Annotated in this window: 24 protein-coding genes; 16 read left to right on the top strand and 8 right to left on the bottom strand. The window is 67.7% G+C overall.

Annotated elements, in window-relative coordinates; genetic code table 11:
* The first annotated feature begins 2 nt into the window (after positions 1–2).
* Positions 3–626, top strand: a complete 624-nt coding sequence (locus ACWIGM_RS15135) for an alpha-ketoglutarate-dependent dioxygenase AlkB family protein (protein WP_454026734.1) — start codon at positions 3–5, stop codon at positions 624–626.
* On the opposite strand, the gene ACWIGM_RS15130 is transcribed toward ACWIGM_RS15135, so the two are convergent.
* From ACWIGM_RS15130 to ACWIGM_RS15120, 3 genes are all read right to left on the bottom strand, one after another.
* On the bottom strand, positions 618–1,250 hold the full coding sequence (locus ACWIGM_RS15130; RefSeq protein WP_454026733.1) for a trimeric intracellular cation channel family protein: 633 nt from the start codon (positions 1,248–1,250) through the stop codon (positions 618–620). The two genes, ACWIGM_RS15135 and ACWIGM_RS15130, sit on opposite strands and share 9 nt — an antisense overlap.
* Before the next feature lie 3 nt (positions 1,251–1,253).
* The gene (gene grpE / locus ACWIGM_RS15125) at positions 1,254–1,877 is read right to left on the bottom strand and encodes a nucleotide exchange factor GrpE (RefSeq protein WP_454026732.1); all 624 of its coding nucleotides are present in this window, start codon (positions 1,875–1,877) and stop codon (positions 1,254–1,256) included.
* 96 nt (positions 1,878–1,973) lie between these two features.
* Entirely contained in the window at positions 1,974–4,739 is a 2,766-nt protein-coding gene (locus tag ACWIGM_RS15120; RefSeq protein ID WP_454027010.1) for a [protein-PII] uridylyltransferase, read from the bottom strand.
* A 327-nt stretch (positions 4,740–5,066) separates the two neighbouring features.
* Between ACWIGM_RS15120 and ACWIGM_RS15115 the strand changes: the two genes are divergently transcribed.
* From ACWIGM_RS15115 to ACWIGM_RS15085, 7 genes are all read left to right on the top strand, one after another.
* The gene (locus ACWIGM_RS15115) at positions 5,067–6,041 is read left to right on the top strand and encodes an aliphatic sulfonate ABC transporter substrate-binding protein (RefSeq protein ID WP_454026731.1); all 975 of its coding nucleotides are present in this window, start codon (positions 5,067–5,069) and stop codon (positions 6,039–6,041) included.
* Between the two features lie 20 nt (positions 6,042–6,061).
* Positions 6,062–6,895, top strand: coding sequence for an ABC transporter permease (locus tag ACWIGM_RS15110; protein ID WP_454026730.1), 834 nt, complete (start codon positions 6,062–6,064; stop codon positions 6,893–6,895).
* A 9-nt stretch (positions 6,896–6,904) separates the two neighbouring features.
* Positions 6,905–7,687 (top strand): ABC transporter ATP-binding protein, encoded by a 783-nt coding sequence (locus ACWIGM_RS15105; RefSeq protein WP_454026729.1) that lies wholly within the window; start codon positions 6,905–6,907, stop codon positions 7,685–7,687.
* 44 nt (positions 7,688–7,731) lie between these two features.
* Entirely contained in the window at positions 7,732–8,136 is a 405-nt protein-coding gene (locus ACWIGM_RS15100; protein WP_454026728.1) for a VOC family protein, read from the top strand.
* Between the two features lie 67 nt (positions 8,137–8,203).
* Positions 8,204–8,764 carry a GNAT family N-acetyltransferase gene (locus ACWIGM_RS15095; RefSeq protein ID WP_454026727.1) on the top strand — a complete coding sequence of 187 codons (561 nt, stop codon included), beginning with the start codon at positions 8,204–8,206 and terminating at the stop codon, positions 8,762–8,764.
* Positions 8,765–8,887: 123 nt separating this feature from the next.
* The gene (locus tag ACWIGM_RS15090; RefSeq protein WP_454026726.1) at positions 8,888–9,598 is read left to right on the top strand and encodes a hypothetical protein; all 711 of its coding nucleotides are present in this window, start codon (positions 8,888–8,890) and stop codon (positions 9,596–9,598) included.
* Between the two features lie 46 nt (positions 9,599–9,644).
* The gene (locus ACWIGM_RS15085) at positions 9,645–10,154 is read left to right on the top strand and encodes an OsmC family protein (protein WP_454026725.1); all 510 of its coding nucleotides are present in this window, start codon (positions 9,645–9,647) and stop codon (positions 10,152–10,154) included.
* Positions 10,155–10,163: 9 nt separating this feature from the next.
* On the opposite strand, the gene ACWIGM_RS15080 is transcribed toward ACWIGM_RS15085, so the two are convergent.
* The gene (locus tag ACWIGM_RS15080) at positions 10,164–11,405 is read right to left on the bottom strand and encodes an MFS transporter (RefSeq protein WP_454026724.1); all 1,242 of its coding nucleotides are present in this window, start codon (positions 11,403–11,405) and stop codon (positions 10,164–10,166) included.
* A gap of 236 nt (positions 11,406–11,641) precedes the next feature.
* On the opposite strand from ACWIGM_RS15080, the gene ACWIGM_RS15075 reads away from it, so the two are divergent.
* Positions 11,642–12,181 (top strand): hypothetical protein, encoded by a 540-nt coding sequence (locus ACWIGM_RS15075; RefSeq protein WP_454026723.1) that lies wholly within the window; start codon positions 11,642–11,644, stop codon positions 12,179–12,181.
* A gap of 15 nt (positions 12,182–12,196) precedes the next feature.
* Here the strand turns inward: ACWIGM_RS15075 and ACWIGM_RS15070 are convergent, their stop codons facing one another.
* Positions 12,197–13,381 (bottom strand): DNA recombination protein RmuC, encoded by a 1,185-nt coding sequence (locus tag ACWIGM_RS15070; RefSeq protein WP_454026722.1) that lies wholly within the window; start codon positions 13,379–13,381, stop codon positions 12,197–12,199.
* Between the two features lie 117 nt (positions 13,382–13,498).
* Between ACWIGM_RS15070 and def the strand changes: the two genes are divergently transcribed.
* From def to truA, 3 genes are read left to right on the top strand one after another with little or no spacing between them, the layout of a single operon-like run.
* Positions 13,499–14,032 carry a peptide deformylase gene (def, locus tag ACWIGM_RS15065; RefSeq protein ID WP_454026721.1) on the top strand — a complete coding sequence of 178 codons (534 nt, stop codon included), beginning with the start codon at positions 13,499–13,501 and terminating at the stop codon, positions 14,030–14,032.
* Between the two features lie 19 nt (positions 14,033–14,051).
* Complete coding sequence (gene fmt / locus ACWIGM_RS15060) at positions 14,052–14,981, top strand: methionyl-tRNA formyltransferase (protein WP_454026720.1); 930 nt, start codon at positions 14,052–14,054, stop codon at positions 14,979–14,981.
* Between the two features lie 2 nt (positions 14,982–14,983).
* Positions 14,984–15,721, top strand: a complete 738-nt coding sequence (truA, locus tag ACWIGM_RS15055; protein WP_454026719.1) for a tRNA pseudouridine(38-40) synthase TruA — start codon at positions 14,984–14,986, stop codon at positions 15,719–15,721.
* A 21-nt stretch (positions 15,722–15,742) separates the two neighbouring features.
* Here truA and ACWIGM_RS15050 read toward each other — a convergent pair whose 3' ends face one another.
* From ACWIGM_RS15050 to ACWIGM_RS15040, 3 genes are all read right to left on the bottom strand, one after another.
* Positions 15,743–16,330 carry a hypothetical protein gene (locus ACWIGM_RS15050; RefSeq protein WP_454026718.1) on the bottom strand — a complete coding sequence of 196 codons (588 nt, stop codon included), beginning with the start codon at positions 16,328–16,330 and terminating at the stop codon, positions 15,743–15,745.
* A 67-nt stretch (positions 16,331–16,397) separates the two neighbouring features.
* A complete protein-coding gene (dapE, locus tag ACWIGM_RS15045) occupies positions 16,398–17,600 on the bottom strand; it encodes a succinyl-diaminopimelate desuccinylase (protein WP_454026717.1) in 1,203 nt (400 codons plus the stop codon).
* Positions 17,597–18,025 carry a DUF805 domain-containing protein gene (locus tag ACWIGM_RS15040; RefSeq protein WP_454026716.1) on the bottom strand — a complete coding sequence of 143 codons (429 nt, stop codon included), beginning with the start codon at positions 18,023–18,025 and terminating at the stop codon, positions 17,597–17,599. The genes dapE and ACWIGM_RS15040 overlap by 4 nt, the downstream gene beginning before the upstream one ends.
* Positions 18,026–18,274: 249 nt before the next feature.
* Between ACWIGM_RS15040 and ACWIGM_RS15035 the strand changes: the two genes are divergently transcribed.
* The 4 genes from ACWIGM_RS15035 (at position 18,275) to lptB (ending at position 21,519) form a co-directional block, all read left to right on the top strand.
* Positions 18,275–18,889 carry a ribonuclease D gene (locus tag ACWIGM_RS15035; RefSeq protein WP_454026715.1) on the top strand — a complete coding sequence of 205 codons (615 nt, stop codon included), beginning with the start codon at positions 18,275–18,277 and terminating at the stop codon, positions 18,887–18,889.
* A gap of 173 nt (positions 18,890–19,062) precedes the next feature.
* Entirely contained in the window at positions 19,063–19,743 is a 681-nt protein-coding gene (locus ACWIGM_RS15030) for a lipopolysaccharide-assembly, LptC-related protein (protein WP_454026714.1), read from the top strand.
* Positions 19,744–19,784: 41 nt separating this feature from the next.
* Positions 19,785–20,504 carry an LptA/OstA family protein gene (locus ACWIGM_RS15025; RefSeq protein ID WP_454026713.1) on the top strand — a complete coding sequence of 240 codons (720 nt, stop codon included), beginning with the start codon at positions 19,785–19,787 and terminating at the stop codon, positions 20,502–20,504.
* Positions 20,505–20,703: 199 nt separating this feature from the next.
* Entirely contained in the window at positions 20,704–21,519 is an 816-nt protein-coding gene (gene lptB, locus ACWIGM_RS15020) for an LPS export ABC transporter ATP-binding protein (protein WP_454027009.1), read from the top strand.
* Positions 21,520–21,648: the final 129 nt, after the last annotated feature.

The raw sequence follows: 21,648 nt of genomic DNA, 5'->3' as shown, positions 1-21,648 counted from the left end.
CGATGGCCGCGCTCGCCGTCGCCCCGGGCGTGACGCATTGGCCGGGTTATCTCGATCCGGCCGAGCAGGCGGCGCTGGTCATCGCATTGCGCGAGGCGGCGCGGCAGGCACCGTTCTATGTGCCGCGCATGCCGAAGACCGGAAAACTATTCTCCGTCAAAATGACGAACTGCGGCGCCCTCGGCTGGGTCTCGGACGAGCGCGGCTATCGCTACCAGCCGCTGCACCCCGAGACCGGCGCGCCCTGGCCGCCGATCCCCGCCCGGCTGTTGCGCGCCTGGGAGGAGCTCGCGGGCTATCCGCACCCGCCTGAAGCCTGCCTGGTCAATTTCTACGAGCCGACCGCGAAGATGGGCCTGCACCAGGACCGCGACGAACAGGAGTTCGATGCGCCGGTGCTGTCGCTCTCGCTCGGCGACACCGCCGTTTTCCGCATCGGCGGCACCAGCCGCGGCGGCAAGACGGCCTCGCTGAAGCTGGCCTCGGGCGATGCGCTCGCCTTCGGCGGCGAGGCGCGGCTCGCTTTTCACGGCATCGACCGCATCCTCGCGGGCTCGTCGAGCCTGCTGCCGCAGGCCGGGCGGATCAACCTGACCTTGCGGCGGGTGACCAAACCGTCAGCTTGAAGGCGTGGGCGGGTCGTCGCCCGGCAGCCTCGGGAACGACCAGCCGAACAGGATCGAGCCGGCGCGCAGGCCGAAACCGACGGCGATACCACCGAGCATGACGAGCCGTGGGTCGGCGCCCATCTGTGCGAGGCCGACCGTCGCCCCGGCGCCGGCGGCTGCGGCGGTGACGTAGAAGTCGCGGCTCCACAGCACCATCGGCCGGTCGCCGGCGATGAGGTCGCGGATGATGCCGCCAAAGGTCGCGGTCATCGCGCCGAAGGCGATCGCGGAGGGGATTGGAACGCCTGCGGCCAGGCCCTTCTGCGCCCCGACCACGGCGAAGAGCGCAAGCCCGGCGGCGTCGGCCCAGATCAGCAGGCTTTTGGCGCCCCAGCCGTCGAGCATGCCGGGCTTGGCATAGGCGATCGCCCAGGCAACCACGGCGACGGCCGTGCACAGCATCACGTCGGACGGCGCCTCGATCCAGAAGACGCGCCGGTCGAGCAGGAGATCGCGCAAGGTGCCGCCACCGACACCAGTGACGATGGCGAGCAGGATGAAGCCGAACGGATCCATCCGCTTGCGGGCGGCGACGAGCGCCCCGGTCAGGGCGAAGACGACGACGCCCGCAGCTTCGAGCACCGGTCAGTTCGCCGGCTTGTCGCCGGCATCCGCGGCCGGGTTCTCCGAGCCGTTGGTGGCGGGCTTGGGCGCGCCGGCCGAGACGCCGACCAGCGCCGGGCGCAGCACGCGCTCGCCGATCTTGTAGCCGGTCTGCACCACCTTGGAGACGAGCCCCTTGGCGATCGCAGCATCCGGCGCCTCGAACATCGCCTGATGCAGGTTCGGATCGAACTTCTCGCCCTGCGGGTCGATCTTGCGCACGCCGTGACGCTCCAGCGTCTTCAGCAGCTCGCGCTCGGTCAGCTCGACGCCCTCGACCACCGCCTTCAGAGCAGTGTCGGCGGTGGCGCGGGCCGTCTCCGGCACGCTTTCGAGCGCACGGCGCAGATTATCGGCCGAGCCGAGCAGGTCGCGGGCGAAGCTGGTCACGGCATAGGCTTTGGCGTCGGCGATCTCGCGCTCGGTGCGCCGGCGCAGATTCTCCATCTCGGCGAGGGTGCGCAGCAGCTTGTCCTTGAGGTCGTCGCGCTCGGCTTCGACCAGGGCGAGCGGATCGGGCGCCTGCGTCTCGCTCGCAGTCGTCTCGGCCACGTCCTGATTCTCGGTTTCCGGCTTCGGATCGTCCTTCGCAGGGTTCTGCGTCATTCCATCATCCCAATCGTTGATCGTCATGCATCATTGCGGCGTCACCTCTGGGGCACACCGGCTTCGCCGCCGATATCGGGCTTCGGCGGGGCGAAATCAAGCACGAGCCAAGGCTTTGGTCTTGCCGGAGGCGGGCTTGTCGAGCTCCAGATTGAACACGGCGAGCAGCGCCTGGCGGACCAGCAGCTGCCGCCCGGTCGAGGTGATCTTGGCTCCGGTGAGGTCGGTGACGTAGAAGACGTCGACCGCCTTCTCGCCGAAGGTCGCGATATGGGCCGAGGCGATGTTGAGGTTGAGCTTCCCGATCGCGGTGGTGAGATCGTAGAGCAGGCCGGGCCGATCGAGACCCGAGACCTCCAGCACCGTGTGCCGCGACGACAGCACATTGTCGATGATGACCTCGGGCGCGACCTGGAAAGTTCCGCCGCGCGGCGGCGGGGCGCGGCGCTGGGCGACGAGATCGGCGATCTTGATCTCGCCCTTGAGCGCACGCTCGATCGCGGCGGCGATCCGCTCGGCGCGGCGCAATTCGTCGTCGTCGCGCTCGAAGGCGCGCGAGACGAAGATGGTGTCGAGCACCAGCCCGTCGGTGGTGGTGAAGATCTGCGCGTCGACGATGTTGCCGCCGGCGGCGGCACAGGCGCCGGTGACGATGGCGAGCAGGCGCGGATGGTCGGGCGCCAGCACGGTGAGTTCGGTCACGCCGCGGAACTGGTCGGTCTCGACCCGCGTCGCTGTGGTGCGGCCGGCGATCTCGGCTTCGCGCAGGAAGCGGGCATGCTGCTCCTGCCGCTCGGGCTCGACCTTGAGCCAGTAGGCGGGATAGTGCCGGGCGAGATAGGCAGCCCGTTCGCCCTCGGTCCAGTCTCCGAGGCGTGCTTCCAGCGCCTCCTGCTTGCGCTCGACCCTGGCCTTGCGCTCGATGCCGGAATGGCCGCCGGCGAGCACGACCTCGGTCTCGTAATAGAGCGTGCGCAGCAATTGCCCCTTCCAGCCGTTCCAGACGCCGGGGCCGACCGCCTTGATGTCGGCGACGGTGAGCACCAGCAAGAGCTTCAGCCGCTCCAGCGTCTGCACGATCGCTGCGAAGCTCTCGATCGTCTTGGGGTCGCCGAGATCGCGGCTCTGGGCGACGGTCGACATCACCAGATGGTTCTCGATCAGCCAGACCACCGTCTCGGTCTGCGCCTCGGTGAGACCGAGCCGCGGGCAGAGCTTGCGGGCGATGCGCGCGCCGGCGATCGAATGGTCTTCCGGACGGCCCTTGGCGATGTCGTGCAGGAAGAGCGCGACATAGAGCGCGCGCCGATTGGTGATCGTTGCGAAGATCGAATTCGCGAGGGGATGCTCGGCTTCCAGCTTGCCGCCGTCGATTTCGGCGAGGATTCCGATCGAGCGGAGCAGGTGCTCGTCGACCGTGTAGTGATGATACATGTTGAACTGCATCATCGCGACGACGCGGCCGAAATCCGGGATGAAGCGACCGAGCAATCCGGATTCGTTCATCCGGCGCAGCACCGCTTCCGGCGAGCGCCGTGCCGTCAGGATCTCCAGGAAGATGCGGTTGGCCTCGCGGTCCTGCCGCAATTGCGGCGTGACGAGCCGCAGCGACTGCGTCACCAGCCGGCTGGTGTCGGGATGGATGGCAAGATCGTCGCGGCTGGCGATCTCGTAGAGCCGCAGCAGGTTGACCGGGTCGCGCTTGAAGGCCTCGTCGTCGATCACGGCGAGACGCTGGCCCTGCAGGGTGAAATCGGGATGGCCGAGCGCCCGCACGCGCCGGCGCTTGGTAAAGGTGCCGATCAGGCTGGTCAGGCTGGCGCGCGGCTTCTGCTGGCGCGCCTCCAGCGCGGCACAGACGATCGCGGTGAGGTCGCCGACATCCTTGGCGACGAGGAAATAGGCCTTCATGAAGCGCTCGACCGGCGCCTGGCCGCTGCGGCCGGCATAGCCGATCGCGGCCGCGACCTGGCGCTGCAGGTCGAAGGAGAGCCGCTCCTCGGCCCGGCCGGTGATGAAATGCATCCAGCAGCGCACCCGCCAGAGGAATTCCTCCGAGCGCTGGAACATCGCGAATTCGCGCGCGTCGAACAGGCCGGCCTCGACCAGCTCGGCGGAATCGTCGACGCGATAGGAGTATTTGGCGATCCAGAACAGCGTGTTGAGGTCGCGCAGGCCGCCCTTGCCGTCCTTGACATTGGGCTCGACCAGATAGCGCGACGAGCCGGCGCGGGCGACGCGGGTTTCACGCTCTGCGAGCTTGGCCTCGGTGAAGGCGGGCGCGGTGCCTTCGGCGATCTCGGCGCCGTAGCGCCGCTGAAGTTCTGCGAACAGCGCCGCGTCGCCGCAGATCAGGCGTGCCTCCAGCAATGCGGTGCGGATCGTCATGTCCGCCCGGCCCTCGCGGATGCAGTCGTCGACCGAGCGCACGGAATGGCCGACCTTGAGCTTCAGGTCCCAGAGCGGATAGAGCATCGCCTCGACCACGCTCTCGCCCCAGGCGGTCTGCTTGTCGGGGAAGAGGAAGAGCAGGTCGACGTCGGAGCCCGGGGCCAGCGTGCCGCGGCCATAGCCGCCGACCGCGACGACGGCGATGCGCTCCCCCGCGGACGGGTTGTCGACCGGGTAGAAGTGCCGCGTCGCCGCCGCATGCAGGCTGGCGACCACGCTGTCCATCACGCCGGATAACCGCTTGGCGCAAGACAAGCCGTTGCGGGTGCGGGCCAGGATCTCCCGTGCCGACTGGCGGCCTTCCTCGAGATTGTCGCGCAGGGCACTGACCAGGGCGCTTCGTAGGCCGTCGCGATCCCCTTTGCCGAACGGCCGTGCCAATTTGCCAACCGCAGCCGCGGGATTGTCGATGAACTCGGTGAGGCGTGGTGCTGGCTTGTCAGGGGAGGGCGGCACTGAACGAGGCTCTTCGAGACTTTCGGCAGACGCGGCGATCAGCGATCCCTAGCACGAACGGGGCCAAGCGCGGAAACATAATTCAACATATGTAAAGTGTGAAAATTAGCATCTCACAGCAATAGACGTCTTGTTTGACAAAGAGAACGATCGAACCTATCAATCGGACACGCGCCGATTTGAGCCAGCAGCTTGCGGGCGCGAAACAAGTGCAGCTAAAGCGGGGGCGCCGGAGGCTGATGTCCTCCACCCCTTCGCATAAGTCGATCGAAGGGGAACGCCATGCTGACCATCCCAGCTCTGACCCGCCGCGCCGTGCTCGCCGGCCTTGCCGCAGCTTCGCTCGCCTTTGGCAGTGCGCAGGCGCAGGCGCCGAAGGAGATCCGCGTCGACTACGCCACCTACAATCCGGTCAGCCTCCTGCTGAAGGAGCGCGGCATCCTCGAGAAGGCGCTGGAGGCCGACGGCATCAAGGTGCGCTGGGTGTTCTCGGCCGGCTCGAACAAGGCCCTCGAATTCCTCAATGCCGGCTCGCTCGATTTCGGCTCGACCGCCGGCGCCGCGGCGCTGATCGCCAAGATCAACGGCAATCCGATCAAGTCGATCTATGTCTATTCGCGCCCGGAATGGACCGCTTTGGTCACCGGTGCCAAGACCGAGATCACCAAGGTTGCCGATCTCAGGGGCAAGCGCGTCGCCGTCACCCGTGGCACCGATCCGCATATTTTCCTCGTCCGTTCGCTGGCCGAGGCCGGCCTGACGGAGAAGGACGTCAAGCTCGTGCTGCTGCAGCATGCCGATGGCCGGCTCGCTCTGGAGCGTGGCGATGTCGAGGCCTGGGCCGGGCTCGACCCGATGATGGCCGCCGCCGAGGTTGAGGCCGGCGCCAAGCTCTTCCACCGCAAGGCCGCCGACAACACCTGGGGCGTGCTGAATGTCCGCGAGGAGTTCTCCGAGAAGAACCCCGAGCTCGTCCGCAAGGTTCTCAAGGCCTATGAGGAGGCGCGCGCCATCGCCCTCGCCAACCCGGCCGAGGTCAGGAAGGCGCTGGTCGAGGCGACCAAGCTCTCCGACGCGGTGATCGAGCGGCAGCTCACCCGGACCGAGCTGACCCACAGCACGATCGGTGCCGAGCAGGCGCAGACCATTCTCGCCGCGGGCCTGGCCTTGCAGCAGGCCGGCGTCCTGCCCGCCACTGCCGACGTCAAGGCGACGGTCGACGCGCTGATCGACAAGCGCTTTGCCGCGACCAACTGAGCGGGCATGATCCCGTCGTAATGAGTTCGATCGAGATTGCAGACGCCATCGACGAGAAGCCGGCCGCGCCGCCTGCGCGGCCGGCTTCTCGCGTCGGCTTGCGCCTCGCCGGCTTCCTGCTGCCCATTGTCCTCGCGATCATCTGGGAAATCCTGGTCCGGGCTGGTCTCGCCAATGGCCGGCTGATGCCGCCGCCCAGCGTGGTCGGCAAAACGCTCTGGCAGCTCGCCGTCAGCGGCGAGCTCTGGACCCATGCCTTGGCGACGCTCTGGCGCGTCGGTGCTGGGTTCGGCATCGGCGCCGCCGTCGGCACCGCGCTCGGCGCCCTGACCGGCGCGCTGCCGCTGGCGCGCGGCCTGCTCGATCCGACGCTGCAGGCCCTGCGCGCCATCCCATCGATCGCCTGGGTGCCGCTCTTCATCCTCTGGTTCGGCATCTTCGAGGCCTCGAAGGTGGCGCTGATCGCGGTCGGCGTCTTCTTCCCGGTCTATCTCGGCGTCGCCGCCGCGATCCTCTCGATCGACCGCAAGATCGTCGAGGTCGGCCGCGTCTTCCGCCTTGGCCGGCTCGCCATGGTCCGGCGCGTGCTGCTGCCGGCGATCCTGCCCGACTGGTTCACGGCGCTGCGTGGCGGCCTCGGCCTCGGCTTCATGTTCGTCGTCGCCGCCGAGATCATGGGCGCGAGCGAGGGCCTCGGCTATCTTCTGGTCGACGGTCAGCAACTCGGCCGGCCCGACACCATCATCGCCGCGATCATTGCCTTCGCCGTGCTCGGCAAGCTCGCCGACGGCCTGCTGCTCGCACTGACGCGCCCCTTCCTCGCCTGGCAGGACACCGCCAGGGACAGGCTCTGAGGGCGCGGGATGCTGACCTTCGACAATCTCTCCAAGACCTATGCCGACGGCACCCGCGCGCTGTCCGGCATCGACATCTCCGTTGCTGCCGGCGAGATCCTGGCGCTGGTCGGCGGCTCCGGCTGCGGCAAGACCACGCTGCTGCGCCTCGTCGCCGGGCTCGACCGGCCGAGCGAGGGCCGCACTCTGCTCGACGCCGCCGCCATCACCGAGCCGCGCGCCGATGTCGGCGTGATCTTCCAGGAGCCGCGTTTGCTGCCCTGGCTTTCGGTCGCCGACAATGCCGGCTTCGGCCTCAGCCATCTGCCCGCGGCGGAGCGCGCGCGCCTCGTCACCGGGGCGCTCGCCCGTGTTGGCCTCGCCGGCTACGAGGCGCGCTGGCCGCGCGAGCTTTCCGGCGGCCAGCAGCAGCGTGTCGCGATCGCCCGTGCCTTGGTCACCCGGCCCAAGCTCCTGCTGATGGACGAGCCCTTCTCGGCGCTCGACGCCACCACGCGCGCCAGCCTGCATGGCCATCTCCTCGCGCTCTGGGAGGAGAGCCGGCCTACCGTGGTGATGGTCACCCACGATGTCGAGGAAGCGGTGACGCTGGCCGACCGCATCGTCGTGATGCAGCCGCGGCCAGGGCGCATCTTCGACGAGCTCGACAATCCGCTGACCCGCCCACGCGACCGGCTCTCGCCCGCTTTCGAGGCGATCAAGCGCGAGGCCTTGCGTACGCTCGACCGCTCGCTCACCGACAGCGAGCCGCGCCAGCACAAGACCGCCGAGAGCGCCGGCATGTGGTGGTGATCCGCGGCTGAGGAACAAGCCTGCCTGCGCCGGGTTCAACCTGCATGATCGACCACACCGGCATCGTCGTCACCAACCTCGCCAAGGCGCGCCGCTTCTATGATGCGATCGCCCGGCCGCTTGGCCTCGCCACTGCCTCCAACGGCCCGGAATCCTTCCTGTTTGGTCGCAGTGCGCAGGAGCCGATCCCCTATCTCTGGATCGGCACGATCCGCCCATCCTATTGGGTGGAGGGCTCGCGCGCCGGGCTGAACCAGGCCCATATCGCCTTCATCGCGCCGGACAAGGCAGCGGTCGATGCGTTCTACCAAGCGGCGCTTTCGGCCGGCGGCCGCGACAACGGCCCGCCCGGCCCGCGCGAGGGCGCCGGCGACTACTACGGCGCCTTCGTGCTCGATCCCGACGGCAACAATATCGAGGCTTGCGTGCGCGGCTCCGCGGGGCGGTGATCACGTAGTTCCGCAAGCGCGTGCTTCGTGCCAGCCTGCGCTGAACTTACCGAGTTCCCGCCTCGCAATGATCACCACCAAGCGTCTTCAACTGCGGCCATCGACGGCACAGGATGCGCCGCGCGCTTTCGAGATCCAGTCCGACTGGGCCGTCACCCGCATGCTGCGGATGGCCTCGTTCCCGCCTGACCGCATCGAGATCGCGGCTTGGTTCGCCGATCACCCACGCGAATGGGCAGCGAGGGAGGCCTATCGCTTCGCTGTGATGCTGGGCGGCCGGATGATCGGGCTCGTCGATATCGACGAGATCGCTGATGGCGAGGGCGAGCTCGGCTATTGGTTCGAGCAGGTCGCTTGGGGGCAGGGCTTCGCCTCCGAGGCGGCGCGGGCGGTCGCCCGGTTCGCGTTCGCAGAAGCAGGCCTGTCGGCGCTTCGGTCGAGCCACGCCGCCGACAATACCGCCTCGGGGCGTATCCTGACCAAGCTGGGTTTCCGCTTGCTCGACCAGGTCGAGCGATCTTCTCGATCGCGCGGGGCGACCATCCTGCAATGCCGCTATCGGCTTACACGAGGCGAGTTCGCCGAATGCGATCGTCTGTTTGACAAAACGGACGCGCAGACCTTATGAAAGGACACGCGCCGATTTGAGCCTCAGCTTGCGGGCGCGAAACAAATGCAGCTAAAGCGCGGGACGACGAGATGGCTTGATGCCGTCGGCGCTCCCTCCGCCTTGTTATGGAAGGAGCCAGTTATGTCGGCCGTTCTTCGCGATCTCTCCCGCTCTTCCGACGACTTTCTGCCGCGCCCGGCGGCTGGCCAGGTCGTTGCTTTGCTCGGCACCGCCGAGACGCGGCAGGCGGCGCTGCGCGCATTCGTCGGCCTCGCAGGCGAGGAGGGGACGGTGCCGACGGCTGAGCTCGGCCTGCTCTGCGCCCGGCCGCGCTTCTTCCCATGGCTCAGCCTCACCGAGAACCTCGCCTTCGCTTTGCCGAAGGCGACGCCGTTCGAGCGCGAGGGCCTGATCGCCAATGTGCTGGTCCGCGTTGGCCTCGCTGCGCAGGCGGCGCAGCGGCCGGAAGCGCTCTTGCCCGAAGGGCTGCTGCGGCTCGCCATCGCCCGCCTGCTACTGGTCAGGCCGCGTCTGCTGCTGATCGAAGAACCTTTCGCCGCGCTCGATGCCGAGGCTCGGGGCCGGCTCGCCGCCTTCCTGCCCGAACTCTGCACGCAGGGGCGCCCCGCCGTCGTCATCGCCACAGGCTCGGTCGAGGAGGCCGTGCGCCTGGCCGACCGCATCCTCGTTCTGCCGCAGCAGCCGGGCCCGGTCGCCTTCAGCCTCGATAATCTGCTCGCCCGCCCGCGCGACGAGCGATCCGTCGGCTTCGTCGCCCTGCGCCGCGAATTGCGCCGGGCGCTCGAAAAGGAAAGCCGGCATGTCCCGCCGGAGGTGGAGGCGGCGGCCTGAAGCGGCTAGACAGGCCGCGACCCGTTTCTGCCCGAGGATCACGATCATGGACGTCACCGCGCTGCGTGCTTTGCAGGCCCCGCTCAAGGACAGGTATCGTGAGGCGCCCGATGCGGCGGTGATCACGCTCAAGGCCAGGGGCGAGCTCGATGATCAGCACATCGCCTGCAAGGTCGAGACCGGCCGGGCGATCGCGCTTGCCGGCCTGCATCCCGCGACTGGCGGCTCCGGTGCCGAGCTCTGCTCCGGCGACATGCTGCTCGAGGCGCTCGTCGCCTGCGCCGGCGTGACGCTGAAGGCTGTCGCGACCGCGCTTGAAATCGAATTGAAGAAGGGTACGGTCCGGGCCGAGGGCGATCTCGACTTCCGCGGCACGCTCGGCGTCGCCAAGGATGCCGCCGTCGGCTTCAAGGCGATCCGGCTCTCCTTCGACGTCGAGACCGATGCGCCGCAGGAGAAGCTCGACACGCTCCTCAAGCTGACCGAGCGCTATTGCGTCGTCTTCCAGACGCTGAACGTGAAGCCCGAGCTCTCGGCCAATCTCACGCGGGCCTGATCGATCGGTTCAGGCCGGCAGCGGGCGCGGCGATCCATCCGCCTCCGTCGCTTCGGGTTCCTGCGAGATCGGCGCCGTCATCGGGTCGAGGACCGCGAAGGGGCGCTCCGACATCTGTTCGGGCGCGGCGCGCTGGCGTATGCGCAGCGCGGCGAGGGCGGCGAGCAGGGCGCTGATCGCGGCCATGAAATAGAGCAGGCCGTTGATGTCGAGCCGCGCCATCACCTGGGCGCCGAGGATCGGGCCGAGCGCCGAACCGATGCCGCTGACCAGGATCAGGCGGCCGCTGACGGCGACGACGCGGTCCTGCGGCATGCGGTCGAGCGCATGCGCGACGCAGACCGGGTAGAGCGTCGACATGAAGCCGCCGAGCAGCGCGGCGACCGGCAGCACCGCGCCGAGATGGCGCGGTACGAGGTCGAGCGCGACGGCTGCCACAGAGAAGCCGAGTGCCAGCCCCGCCAGCACGATCCGGCGATCGCCGCGATCGGAGAAACGGCCGACCGGAACCTGGAAGGCGAAGCCGCCGAGCACCGCGACCAGCATGAACAGCGCGATCGTCTCCTGGGGAATGGCGTTGCGCGCCATCCAGGCCGGGAACAGTGCATAGAAGGCGCTGCTGATCATGCCAGCTATGGCGCAGCCGATCACCGAGATCGGCGCCTGCCGCGTCAGCTCGCCATAGGGGAGCGAGGCCTCGGGCGGCAGCGCCGGTGCTTCCGCGCGGGTCGTGCTGACCATCACCAGCGCCAGCGCGAACAGCGCGACGATGATGTTGAACGGGACGGCGGTCTCGACCGGGAGCTTGCCTATCAGCAACTGCCCGGCCGCCAGCGCGAGAAACGTGCCGACCATATAGATCGAGAAGATGCGGCCGCGTTGCTCGGGCGGCGCCTTGGCGTTGAGCCAGCTCTCGGTGGTGATGAACAGGCCGACGCAGCCGATGCCGATCGCCATCCGGCACAAGATCCAGCCGAGCGGCGAGACGAAGAGCGGCATCGCCGCCGTCCCGACCACGACCATGCCGGCGAAGGCGGCATAGGCGCGGATATGGCCGATGCGCTGGATCACCCGCCCGCAGCCGACGGCGCCGATGGTGAAGCCGATGAAATAGGCGCTGAGTATCAGGCCGGTCAGCGTCGCGCCGAAGCCCTCGTTTGTCAGCCGCAGCGACAGGAACGTGTTGAAGAAGCCGTTGGCGAGCTGCACGAGGCTCGTCGCGGCGATGAGCGTTCCGATCTGAACGAGCAAGGTTCACGGCCTCCGGCGCAGTCTGGGAAGACCGCAACTCAACCCCGGAATGTGATCTCGCCATGGCGGCGGGCCCGATTTGGACAATAGGCCGCGCCCGCAGCGATACGAGGCTGGGATCGGCGGGCTTCGTCACAAAAGGGGCTCCGCAACTGCGATACACGCCCTGATCGGGCCAAGACCGAGCCGGCCTGCATTGCTCGCCCCGATTGCAGGCGCCGCAATGGGAGATTTGCATGCCGGTTCTCGCAGCCATCGTCGGCGCCATCACCACCGGCGTGATCTACTGGATGATCTGGGGCGGCGGCATGGAATATGTCAGCCAGCGCCTCAGTGCCGGCAGCGAGCAGAAGCGCCGTGAATTGTTGGCTCGGCGCCGGGCCGAGTCGGAAGCCGAAGCGCGGCGCACCGCCTTGAAGACGCTGCCGGAAAGCCGCGACGGCGCCGTCGCGCTGATGTGCCTCGTCGCCCATGAGCGCGGTGAGCCGACGACCGAGCAGCTCGACCTGATCCGCAGCGAGATGCGCGTCATGCTCGAATATGGCGCCGACCTCGAGGAGCGCCTCGTCCTGGCGCGGCACGCCGTCAAGGCGTCTCCCTCGAAGACGATCGCGCTGATCGACCTGCGCGACCTGCTGCGGCCTCATCTGACCCGGGCCGAGTTCGAGGAGCTGTTCGGGATGCTGCGCCGCGTCGCTGCGCTGCATGGAGGGCCGACCGACAGCCAGGACAGCCTGATCGCCGAGGCCGAGCGGCAATTGCCCCGGCCGCGCTGAGATTGGTTGCGGCTCTTACTCCGCCGCCTTCAGTCTCACCTCTTTGGCGAAGGGCAGCGCTGGTTCGTTCGGGCGGGCATCGTCGAACTCAAGCGCGCCGATCCTCTCGGCCCTGCCAGTGACCTTGCCGGCCGAGGTCTTGATCTGGGCGACATCGTCCTGCGCCTGGCGGAAATGATTGTCGAGCTTGTCGACGCGTTCGCCGAGACGGCGGACATCGTCGAGCAGCTTGCCGACCTCCGACTGGATGACCTGCGCTTCCTCGCGCATGCGGGCATCGCGCACCAGCGACTGCATCAGCTGAATCGCCAGCGCCAGCAGCGAGGGCGAGACGATCATCACGCGCGCCCGGTGCGCCTTCTGGATGACGTCATCGAAATGCTCATGCAAGTCGGCATAGATAGCCTCCGACGGCACGAAGAGCAGTGCCATGTCCTGTGTCTCGCCCGGCAGGAAATAGCGCTCGGCGATGTCCTTGACGTGCTGGCCGACATCGGCGCGGACCCGGGCCGAGGCCTGCTTCTTGGCGTCGTCGCCGCGCGCCTCGCGCAGCATGGTGAAGCTCTCCAGCGGGAACTTGGCGTCGATGACGAGGCCGCGCCCGTCGCCCGGCAGGGTGACCAGGCAGTCCGGGCGCTTGCCGGTCGAGAGCGTCGGCTGGAAGCTGAAGAACGCCGCGGGTAGGCCGTCGCGGATGATCGCCTCCATCCGGCCCTGGCCATAGGCGCCGCGCGCCTGCTTGTTGGCGAGCACGTCCTTCAGCGTCACCACCTCGCCGGTGAGCTCGGTCAGGTTCTTCTGGGCGCTGTCGATGACGGCGAGGCGCTCCTGCAGCTTGCCGAGGCTTTCATTGGTCTGGCGAACGTTCTGCTCCAGCCCGGCGCCGACCTGCTGGCGCAGGCCGTCCATCCGCTCGGCCATGATGCGGGCAAGGTCGCCCTGCCGGGTCGAGAGGATCTCGGCCATGGTCTGCATCCGGCCGTTGAGCTCGGCCTGCTGCCGGTTCATCTCGGCGACCTTGTCGTCCATTTCGCGGGCGCGCTCGGCCGCTATCGCAGCCTCCATCTCGCGCCGGCGCGAGCCGCGCCAGGACGAGAGCAGCGCCATTATCAGCAGGACCAGCGTCAGCCCGGCGAAGCCGAAGGCAGCTTCGGCCCAGCTCACGGGGCGCTCCAGCAGGACGAAGGCGATCTGGTTCATGCCCACGAGCCTACACGATTCGGATGGCATTTCCAGAACGAAAGCGGAACAGTTTGACCGCTTCCACACAAGTGCTTTATGTCGCGGCAACTCCTGAACCCCGTCCCAGAGCGCCCTATGGCCATTCGCCCCCTCGTCATCCTGCCCGACTCGATGCTGCGCAAGGTTTCCGCACCGATCGGCGACATCACGCCGGAGATTCGCAAGCTCGCCGAGGACATGCTCGAGACGATGTACGACGCGCCGGGAATCGGCCTCGCCGCGATCCAGATTGGCGAGCCGGTCCGCCTCGTCACGCTCGACGTCTCGAAGAAGGCGGAGGAAGGCGAGGAGCAGGCGCGCGAGCCGATGGTCTTCATCAATCCCGAGGTGACCTGGCGCTCGGACGAACTCAGCGTCTACGAGGAAGGCTGCCTCTCCATCCCCGAATATTACGAGGAGGTCGAGCGGCCGGCGCGGGTCAAGGTCGTCTACCGCGATCTCGACGGCAAGGCGCATGAGATCGAGGCCGACGGCCTGCTCGCCACCTGCCTGCAGCACGAGATCGACCATCTCAACGGCGTGCTCTTCATCGATTACCTGTCGCGGCTGAAGCGTGAGCGCGTCACCAAGCGCTTCGCCAAGGCGGCGAAGCGGGACAGCGCGGCCTGAACGGCTGAGGCGTTACAGTATGAGCTTGCGCGTCATCTTCATGGGCACGCCGGATTTCGCCGTGCCGACCCTGACCGAGATCATCGGCCAAGGCCACGAGGTCGTCTCCGTCTACACCCGCGCCCCGGCGCCGGCCGGACGCGGCATGGAACTGCGGCCCTCTCCCGTCCAGGTCACGGCCGAGCGCTTCGGCATTCCGGTGTTCTCGCCGAAGACGCTGAAGAACGCCGAGGCGGCCGAGATCATGGCCTCGCACGAGGCTGATGTCGCCGTCGTCGTCGCCTATGGCTTGATCCTGCCCAAGGCGATCCTGGAGGTGCCGGAGCTCGGCTGCCTCAACCTGCATGCCTCACTGCTGCCGCGCTGGCGTGGCGCCGCGCCGATCCAGCGCGCCATCATGGCGGGCGATGCCGAGACCGGCGTCTGCGTGATGAAGATGGAGGAGGGGCTCGATACCGGCCCGGTCGCCATGGTCGAGATGCTGGCGATCGACGGCAACGCCACCGCCGGCGACATGCATGACCGGCTCGCCGGCCTCGGCGCCGACCTGATGGTCCGGGCGCTCGCCGCGCTTGGCCGCGGCGGCCTGCGCTTCACGCCGCAGGCGGAGGAGGGCGTCACCTATGCCAGCAAGATCGGCAATGACGAGGCCAAGCTGAGCTGGAACCGGCCGGCACAGCAGGTCCATGACGTGGTGCGCGGGCTCTCGCCATTTCCCGGTGCCTTCGTCGAGGTCGACCTCGGCAAGGGGCCGGAGCGGCTGAAGCTTTTGCGCACTGCCCGCGCCGGCGGCGCCGCCGAGCCGGGCACGCTGCTCGACGACGAGGGCACCATCGCCTGCGCGGTCGGGGCGGTGAAGCTGCTCCAGGTCCAGCGTGCCGGCAAGGGGCCGATGAGCGCTCAGGAGTTCCTGCGTGGCGCGAGGCTGTCTGCTGGCGCGAAACTGTAGCGATGCCCCGGTATAAGCTCGTCATCGAATATGACGGCACGCCCTTCTCGGGCTGGCAGCGCCAGCTCAACGGGCCGTCGGTGCAGCAGAGCGTCGAGGAGGCGATCGAGGCCTTCTGCGGCCATGCCGTGCGCCTGCACTGCGCCGGGCGTACCGATGCCGGCGTCCATGCCACCCATCAGGTTGTCCATGTCGATCTCGACAAGGAGTGGCGCACCGATGTCGTGCGCGACGCCAGCAATGCCCGGCTGAAGCGCCTGCCGGTGGCGGTGCTGAGCGCCGAGGCGGTGCCGGATACGTTCGATGCCCGCATCTCGGCGACGCGGCGCTACTACATCTACCGCATCCTCGACCGGCGGGCGCAGCCGGCGCTCGACAAGAACCGGGTCTGGCATGTCCCGGTCAAGCTCGACCACGAGGCGATGGACCGCGCCGCCAAGGCGCTGGTCGGCCATCACGACTTCACCACCTTCCGCGCCGCCGAATGCCAGGCCAATAGCCCGCTGCGGACGCTCGACCGGTTCGACTGCCGGCGCGAGGGAGCGGAGATCGTCGCCTATGTCCATGCCCGCTCCTTCCTGCATCATCAGGTCCGCTCCATGGTCGGCTGCCTGAAGATGGTCGGGATGGGGCGCTGGCCGGAGAACAAGGTCGGCAAGGTGCTGGCGGCGCGCGACCGCTCGCAATGCGCCGCGCTGGCGCCGCCCTGCGGGCTCTATCTGGCAGGCGTGGATTACTGAGGCCAGATTGCAGAGGCGAAGTCAGAACCCGGCCAGCCCGAAGGTCTTCAGCACCGTGTAGTCAGCGAGTATGCTGGCGCAGGCGATCGCGCCGGCGACGCCGCTCTGCGCACCGAAGGCGGCCCTGGCGACGCAATAGCGCAGCCTGAGCACGATCGCCGCGAAGGCGAGGCTCTGGAAGCCGGCTATGCCCGGGTTCGACCAGCCCAGCGCGAACACCGTCGCCGGCACCGCCATCAGAGCCGCCGAGAGGATGCCGGCCCAGTTCCAGGCAATGACGAAGCTGGTGAAGCGCGGGTTGCGGGTAAGACCCGGCGCGAGCCCGACCAGTAGCGCGGGTACGGCGAGGATCGCCAGGATCTCGGCCGTGACGATGGCGGCGATCAGGCCGGGAGCGTCGAACAGTCCGCCGCTGTTCGGGAGGCCGGCGAGCGTGCGCTGCGCCGCCAGCGCCGGGATCATCGAGGGCACGACCAGCACCAGCGCGAGATAGGAGCGCCAGAACCCGTCGCGGCTGAGATCGAGATCAGGCAGGGCTTTCGCGTCGGCCCGCAGCAGGCGCCAGGAGGCGGCGAGCGATCGCGTTACATCGTCGGCAGCAAGCCTCATGGCCCAACCCTCCGGACGTCACGGTATTAGACTTTCGTCTAAACTGTGGGCATCGGGGCCGGTTCCGTCAAGCGTGCTGCGCCGCGGCAAAATAATCCGTCAGTAAACGATGCGTGATCCGCTCCAGCATCATCAGGTCAACCGTGGCGACGCGCTCGTCGATCTGGTGCATGGTCTGGCCGACGACGCCGTATTCGACCACAGGGCAATAGTTCTTGATGAAGCGGGCGTCCGAGGTGCCGCCGGTCGTCGACAGCGCCGGGCGCTTGCCGGTCTCGGCTTCGACGGCGTCCGCGACCATCGCGACGAACGGTCCGGGCTGGGTCAGGAAGGCGACTGCATTGGTCGGCTCGAAGCTGATCTCGTAGCGCACGGCATTGCCGGCCGCCTCGCGCAGGCGGCGCTCGATCTCGGCGGCGAGCGTCTCCGGCGTCCAGAGATCGTTGAAGCGGATGTTGAATACGGCCCTGGCCTGCGCCGGGATCACGTTTGTCGCGGGGTTGCCGACATCGAGCGTCGTCACCTCGAGATTGCTCGGGTCGAAATGCTCGGTGCCGGCGTCGAGCGGGCTTGCCTCGAGCCCGGCGAGCAGCCGGACCATGCCGCGGATCGGATTCTGGGCGAGATGCGGATAGCCGACATGGCCCTGCACGCCCTGGACCGTGAGCTTGCCGGTCAGCGAGCCGCGCCGGCCGATCTTGATCATGTCGCTCATCGCCGCCGGGTTGGTCGGCTCGCCGAGCAGGCAATGGTCGAAGCGCTCGCCCCGCTGGTCGGCCCAGGCCAGGAGCTTGACGGTGCCGTTGATCGCCGGGCCTTCCTCGTCCCCGGTGACCAGGAAGGCGATTGAGCCCGGCGCATCCGGGTTCTCGCGGCGGTAACGGATCGCGGCTGACGCCATGGCGGCGAGCCCGCCCTTCATGTCGCAGGCGCCGCGGCCATAGAGCACGCCGTCGACGATGTTCGCCGCGAACGGATCACGCGTCCAGGCAGCGAGGTCGCCGGGCGGCACCACGTCGGTATGGCCGGCGATGACGAGGACCGGCCCCTCCCGGCCGATGCGGGCATAGAGGTTCTCGATATCCGGCATGCCGGGCTCGGAGAACACTGGCCGCTCGACACTGAAACCCTCGGCGTTCAGCACGGCGCCGAGCAGCGAAAGCGCGCCGCCTTCGGCGGGCGTCACCGAGGGACAGCGCACCAGGACCTGGGTGAGGGCGATCGGATCGGCGGGATCGAAGTCGAGGGGGGCGGACGTGTTCTGGCTCATCGAGCCGGTTTAGCAGTCCCGGTTTGCTCCGCAAGCGGCGCGTCGCGGCCCGTGCCCGGCATCAATCCAAGATCGACCAGAGCGACCAGCCAGGCCATGGTCGAGATCGCGATCAGCGACGGCGCCCAGGCATAGCCGAGCAATGGCTGCACTTCGCGCGGCAGCACGATCGCGCAGACCAGCATGATGCCGAAAACCGAGGAGCCGCCCCGGTCGGTGGCGCGCTTGGCCGCCAGCGCTGCCCAGGGGAACAGGGCGAAGGCGTTGGCGAAGGCGACGACCATTGCCGCTGACTGCCGGTCCACGAGACGCGGCGCGCCCCATTGGATCGCCAGCAGGCAGAGTGCGAGCGCGATGCTGCCGAGCCAGAACTGGCGCAGGCCGATACGGCCATCGAGATCGGTGAACAGACGGATTGCGGACATGCTCAGGCTCCGAGTCCGCATCCTTGCACGCCTGGGTGCCGGAATGAAGCTTATGGTGAATAAAAGGTTAATGCGCCGGAACCGGTTGGAGTGCCAGAGAAAATGCTTGCAGAAAAAATGCTTGAATGCGGCCGGGCGCGCCGCTAGCTGCGAAGCGTTCTCCGGATTTTCAGGTAGGCCATTCGGCTTGATCGGCGGGTGGCAGATTGACTGAGCGGCGTAGCTGCGCTGCCGAGCGAGGTTTTGGGTATGACAATTCGTCTGCACCGCGGCGATCTGCCGGATGGGTTCGAGCCGGGGCCGGTCCTGGCGATCGACACCGAGACGCTGGGCCTCAATCCGCAGCGCGACCGGCTCTGCGTGGTGCAGCTCTCCCGCGGCGACGGCACCGCCGACGTCGTGCAGATCCCGAAGGGCGGCCCGGCGCCGGCCAATCTCTGCCGCATCCTCGCCGATGCGGGTGTGCTGAAGCTCTTCCACTTCGCCCGCTTCGACATCGCCGCGCTGGAGAACGCCTTCGGCGTCGTCACCACGCCGGTCTACTGCACCAAGATCGCCTCCAAGCTGGTGCGCACCTATACCGACCGGCACGGGCTGAAGGATCTCGTCCGCGAGCTCCTCGGCGTCGAGCTCTCGAAGCAGCAGCAATCCTCGGACTGGGGCGCCGACACGCTGACCGAGGCCCAGCTCGGCTATGCCGCCTCCGACGTGCTGCATCTGCACGCACTGAAGGCGAAGCTCGACGTGCTGCTGGAGCGCGAGGGGCGCATGCATCTCGCCAAGGCCTGTTTCGACTTCCTGCCGACGCGCGCCGAACTCGATCTCGCGGGCTGGCCCGAAGTCGACATCTTCGCGCATACATAAAGTTGATGTATTTGAGCTAGGTCATCCGTCTGGCGGTCGCCGGACCGGTCGCTGTTGCCTGTCGACATGCGCCGGTTCGACATGAAAAAGCCGCTGGTGGCTGGCAATGGGCGGGCATGAGCTTGGCGATCACATCTCCTGAAACGCGCAGTCCGACGGCGATTCGGGCGCAGATGCGGCAGAGCGCCTTCCAGGCAGCTCGCCGGCATTCCGCGCTCGTGCGTCTGTTGCGGCGCCTGATTCCGGTCGGAGCGATCGTCGCGGTGGTGGGCTTGATCATCGTCCCCTTTCTCAATCCGCTGCGCCATGCCGGCAATTTCTCGCTGGGCGGGATCAGCCTGTCCGGCGGCAAGGTGGTGATGGAAGCGCCGAAGCTCGCAGGCTATCGCAAGGACAATAGTCCTTATGAGGTGACGGCCGACTCGGCTCTGCAGGACGTGCGCAACCCGACGCAGATCGAGCTGGTCAAAATGACGGCGCGCGTGCTGATGAAGTCGGAGGGCTGGATCAACATCAACGCCCGGAGCGGCCTTTTCGACCAGCAGAAGGAAAAGCTGAAGCTGGTCGACGATGTGAAGATTCGCACCGAGTCGGGCTATGATGTCAGCATGCGCACGGCCGATGTCGACTTCAAGGGCGGGACCGTCAACTCGCGCGAGCCGGTTAAGGTCAATCTCGGCACGACCACGATCGACGCCGACACGCTCGACGTGAAGGACAATGGTGCGCTGATCACTTTCGAGGGGCGCGTCCACGTCCTGATCGAGAATGCGCCGGCGCGCAGCCTGGCCGGGCCGGAGCGCGAGGGCAGCACGCCCAATCTCGAAGCCCTTCGCCCGGCCGCCAAGCCGTGAGATCATCGTACCCAGTCATGCAGGTCAGCCACAGGTCACCGATGAAACCCTTCGCTCTCGCTCTTGCTGTCCTGGTCGTGCCGGCCCTGTCAGTCGCCACGCTGGCGCAGCAACAGCCTGCGCGCTCCGGCTCGACCCCTGCCGCTGCGCCAGCCGCTGCGAGCGCGGCGCCGGCCAAGCCGGCCAAGCCCCGCGGCGGCGCTCCAGGCTCGCCGTTCGGCGGCATGGGCGGCGACAGCAAGGAACCGATCAAGATCGACGCGAACAAGCTCGACGTGCTCGACAAGGACAACAAGGCGATCTTCTCCGGCAACGTCGTCGCCGTGCAAGGCGAGACGACCGTGCGTTGCTCGGTGATGACCGTGTTCTACGAGGGCCGTGGCCAGGGCGGCACGCCGAAGCCCGCGCAACCGGCTGCTGCTCAGGGGCAGGGGGGCAATGACGGTGCGATCAAGCGGATCGAATGCACCGGCCCGGTCACCGTCGTCTCGAAGACCCAGGCTGCGACCTCGGACAACGCCGTCTTCGACCGCGCCAACAACAAAGTGATCATGACCGGCAACGTCGCCCTGAACGACGGCCCGAACATCACCCGCGGCGATCAGCTCGTCTACGACACCCAGACCGGCGTCGCCAACGTGACCTCGAAAGGGCGCGTCCAGGGCTTCTTCGTGCCGAACCAGGGTGAGGAAGGCAAAGACAAGAAGGACGGCAAGGACAACAAGGCGGGCGCCAAGCCGGCGGCCACGCCGACCAATTGAGCTTTCCCTTGCGGCAGGGGCGGCTGCAAGAAGGCGTTGCCAGTTCGGCGCGCCTCGCATACCAGAGCGGACCCATGTCGAACGTCAGCAGCGCGCGCTTTCTCCTGTGACGGTATCCATCTCTCCTCCTCCTGAGGCTGCCCAGCAGGCGCAGCCCAATCCGACGCGGCCGGCCAGGGCGCCCGCGGCGCGTCCCGGGCTGTTCAGCAGGCTTGGCGGGCTCTTCGGCAAGGGCAAGCAGGCGGTCGAGGACGACGAGCAGCCCGGTCCTATCGCGAGCGCCGTCGGTGGCGCCGGCATCCTTGCCGTCAGTGGCCTACGCAAGACCTATGGCGCCCGCAACGTCGTCAGCGAGGCCTCGCTCTATGTCCGCAATGGCGAGGCTGTCGGCCTGCTTGGGCCGAACGGCGCGGGCAAGACCACGATCTTCTACATGATCACCGGGCTGGTCAGCGCCGATCTGGGCGTGATCTCGCTCGAAGGGAACGACATCACCAATCTGCCGATGTACCAGCGCGCCCGGCTCGGCATCGGCTACCTGCCGCAGGAGGCCTCGATCTTCCGCGGCCTCTCGGTCGAGGACAATATCCGCGCTGTGCTCGAAGTGGTCGAGCCTAACCGCAAGAAGCGCGAGCGCGAGCTCGACAAGCTGCTCGACGAGTTCAACATCAGCCGTCTGCGCAAGGCGCCCTCGATCGCGCTCTCGGGCGGCGAGCGTCGCCGCTGCGAGATCGCCCGCGCGCTCGCCGGCCGGCCCTCCTTCATCCTGCTCGACGAGCCCTTCGCCGGTATCGATCCGATCGCAGTCGGCGACATCCAGGAGCTGGTTCGGCAATTGACCGATCGCGGCATCGGCGTGCTGATCACCGACCATAACGTCCGTGAGACGCTGGGCCTGGTCGACCGCGCCTACATCATCCACTCCGGCCGTGTGCTGACCGAGGGCTCGCCGGCCGAGATCATCGCCAATGCCGATGTCCGCCGTGTCTATCTCGGCGAGGATTTCCGACTCTGAGGGGTGGCGCTGCAGCTGTTCCGGATTACGGATGCTGCAGTGCATTAACTTCCCGAGGCGAAAGCCCGCATCGGGCTTTGACGCCGCTGCACCGCACAGCTAGTCTGTCCTACAGGCAAGAACTGTGCC

Source organism: Allobosea sp. NPDC055332 (assembly GCF_053645455.1).
The sequence above is the reverse complement of the archived record's forward strand: the minus strand, read 5'-3'. Positions and strand labels throughout refer to the sequence as shown.

Bases quoted from the DNA above. Each gene is read 5' to 3' on its own strand.
- ACWIGM_RS15135 (WP_454026734.1), top strand. From the start codon at position 3: ATGGCCGCGCTCGCCGTCGCCCCGGGCGTGACGCATTGGCCGGGTTAT.
- grpE (WP_454026732.1), bottom strand. From the start codon at position 1,877: ATGACGCAGAACCCTGCGAAGGACGATCCGAAGCCGGAAACCGAGAAT.
- ACWIGM_RS15115 (WP_454026731.1), top strand. From the start codon at position 5,067: ATGCTGACCATCCCAGCTCTGACCCGCCGCGCCGTGCTCGCCGGCCTT.
- ACWIGM_RS15110 (WP_454026730.1), top strand. From the start codon at position 6,062: ATGAGTTCGATCGAGATTGCAGACGCCATCGACGAGAAGCCGGCCGCG.
- ACWIGM_RS15105 (WP_454026729.1), top strand. From the start codon at position 6,905: ATGCTGACCTTCGACAATCTCTCCAAGACCTATGCCGACGGCACCCGC.
- ACWIGM_RS15100 (WP_454026728.1), top strand. From the start codon at position 7,732: ATGATCGACCACACCGGCATCGTCGTCACCAACCTCGCCAAGGCGCGC.
- ACWIGM_RS15095 (WP_454026727.1), top strand. From the start codon at position 8,204: ATGATCACCACCAAGCGTCTTCAACTGCGGCCATCGACGGCACAGGAT.
- ACWIGM_RS15090 (WP_454026726.1), top strand. From the start codon at position 8,888: ATGTCGGCCGTTCTTCGCGATCTCTCCCGCTCTTCCGACGACTTTCTG.
- ACWIGM_RS15085 (WP_454026725.1), top strand. From the start codon at position 9,645: ATGGACGTCACCGCGCTGCGTGCTTTGCAGGCCCCGCTCAAGGACAGG.
- ACWIGM_RS15075 (WP_454026723.1), top strand. From the start codon at position 11,642: ATGCCGGTTCTCGCAGCCATCGTCGGCGCCATCACCACCGGCGTGATC.
- ACWIGM_RS15070 (WP_454026722.1), bottom strand. From the start codon at position 13,381: ATGAACCAGATCGCCTTCGTCCTGCTGGAGCGCCCCGTGAGCTGGGCC.
- def (WP_454026721.1), top strand. From the start codon at position 13,499: ATGGCCATTCGCCCCCTCGTCATCCTGCCCGACTCGATGCTGCGCAAG.
- fmt (WP_454026720.1), top strand. From the start codon at position 14,052: ATGAGCTTGCGCGTCATCTTCATGGGCACGCCGGATTTCGCCGTGCCG.
- truA (WP_454026719.1), top strand. From the start codon at position 14,984: ATGCCCCGGTATAAGCTCGTCATCGAATATGACGGCACGCCCTTCTCG.
- ACWIGM_RS15050 (WP_454026718.1), bottom strand. From the start codon at position 16,330: ATGAGGCTTGCTGCCGACGATGTAACGCGATCGCTCGCCGCCTCCTGG.
- dapE (WP_454026717.1), bottom strand. From the start codon at position 17,600: ATGAGCCAGAACACGTCCGCCCCCCTCGACTTCGATCCCGCCGATCCG.
- ACWIGM_RS15040 (WP_454026716.1), bottom strand. From the start codon at position 18,025: ATGTCCGCAATCCGTCTGTTCACCGATCTCGATGGCCGTATCGGCCTG.
- ACWIGM_RS15035 (WP_454026715.1), top strand. From the start codon at position 18,275: ATGACAATTCGTCTGCACCGCGGCGATCTGCCGGATGGGTTCGAGCCG.
- ACWIGM_RS15030 (WP_454026714.1), top strand. From the start codon at position 19,063: ATGCGGCAGAGCGCCTTCCAGGCAGCTCGCCGGCATTCCGCGCTCGTG.
- ACWIGM_RS15025 (WP_454026713.1), top strand. From the start codon at position 19,785: ATGAAACCCTTCGCTCTCGCTCTTGCTGTCCTGGTCGTGCCGGCCCTG.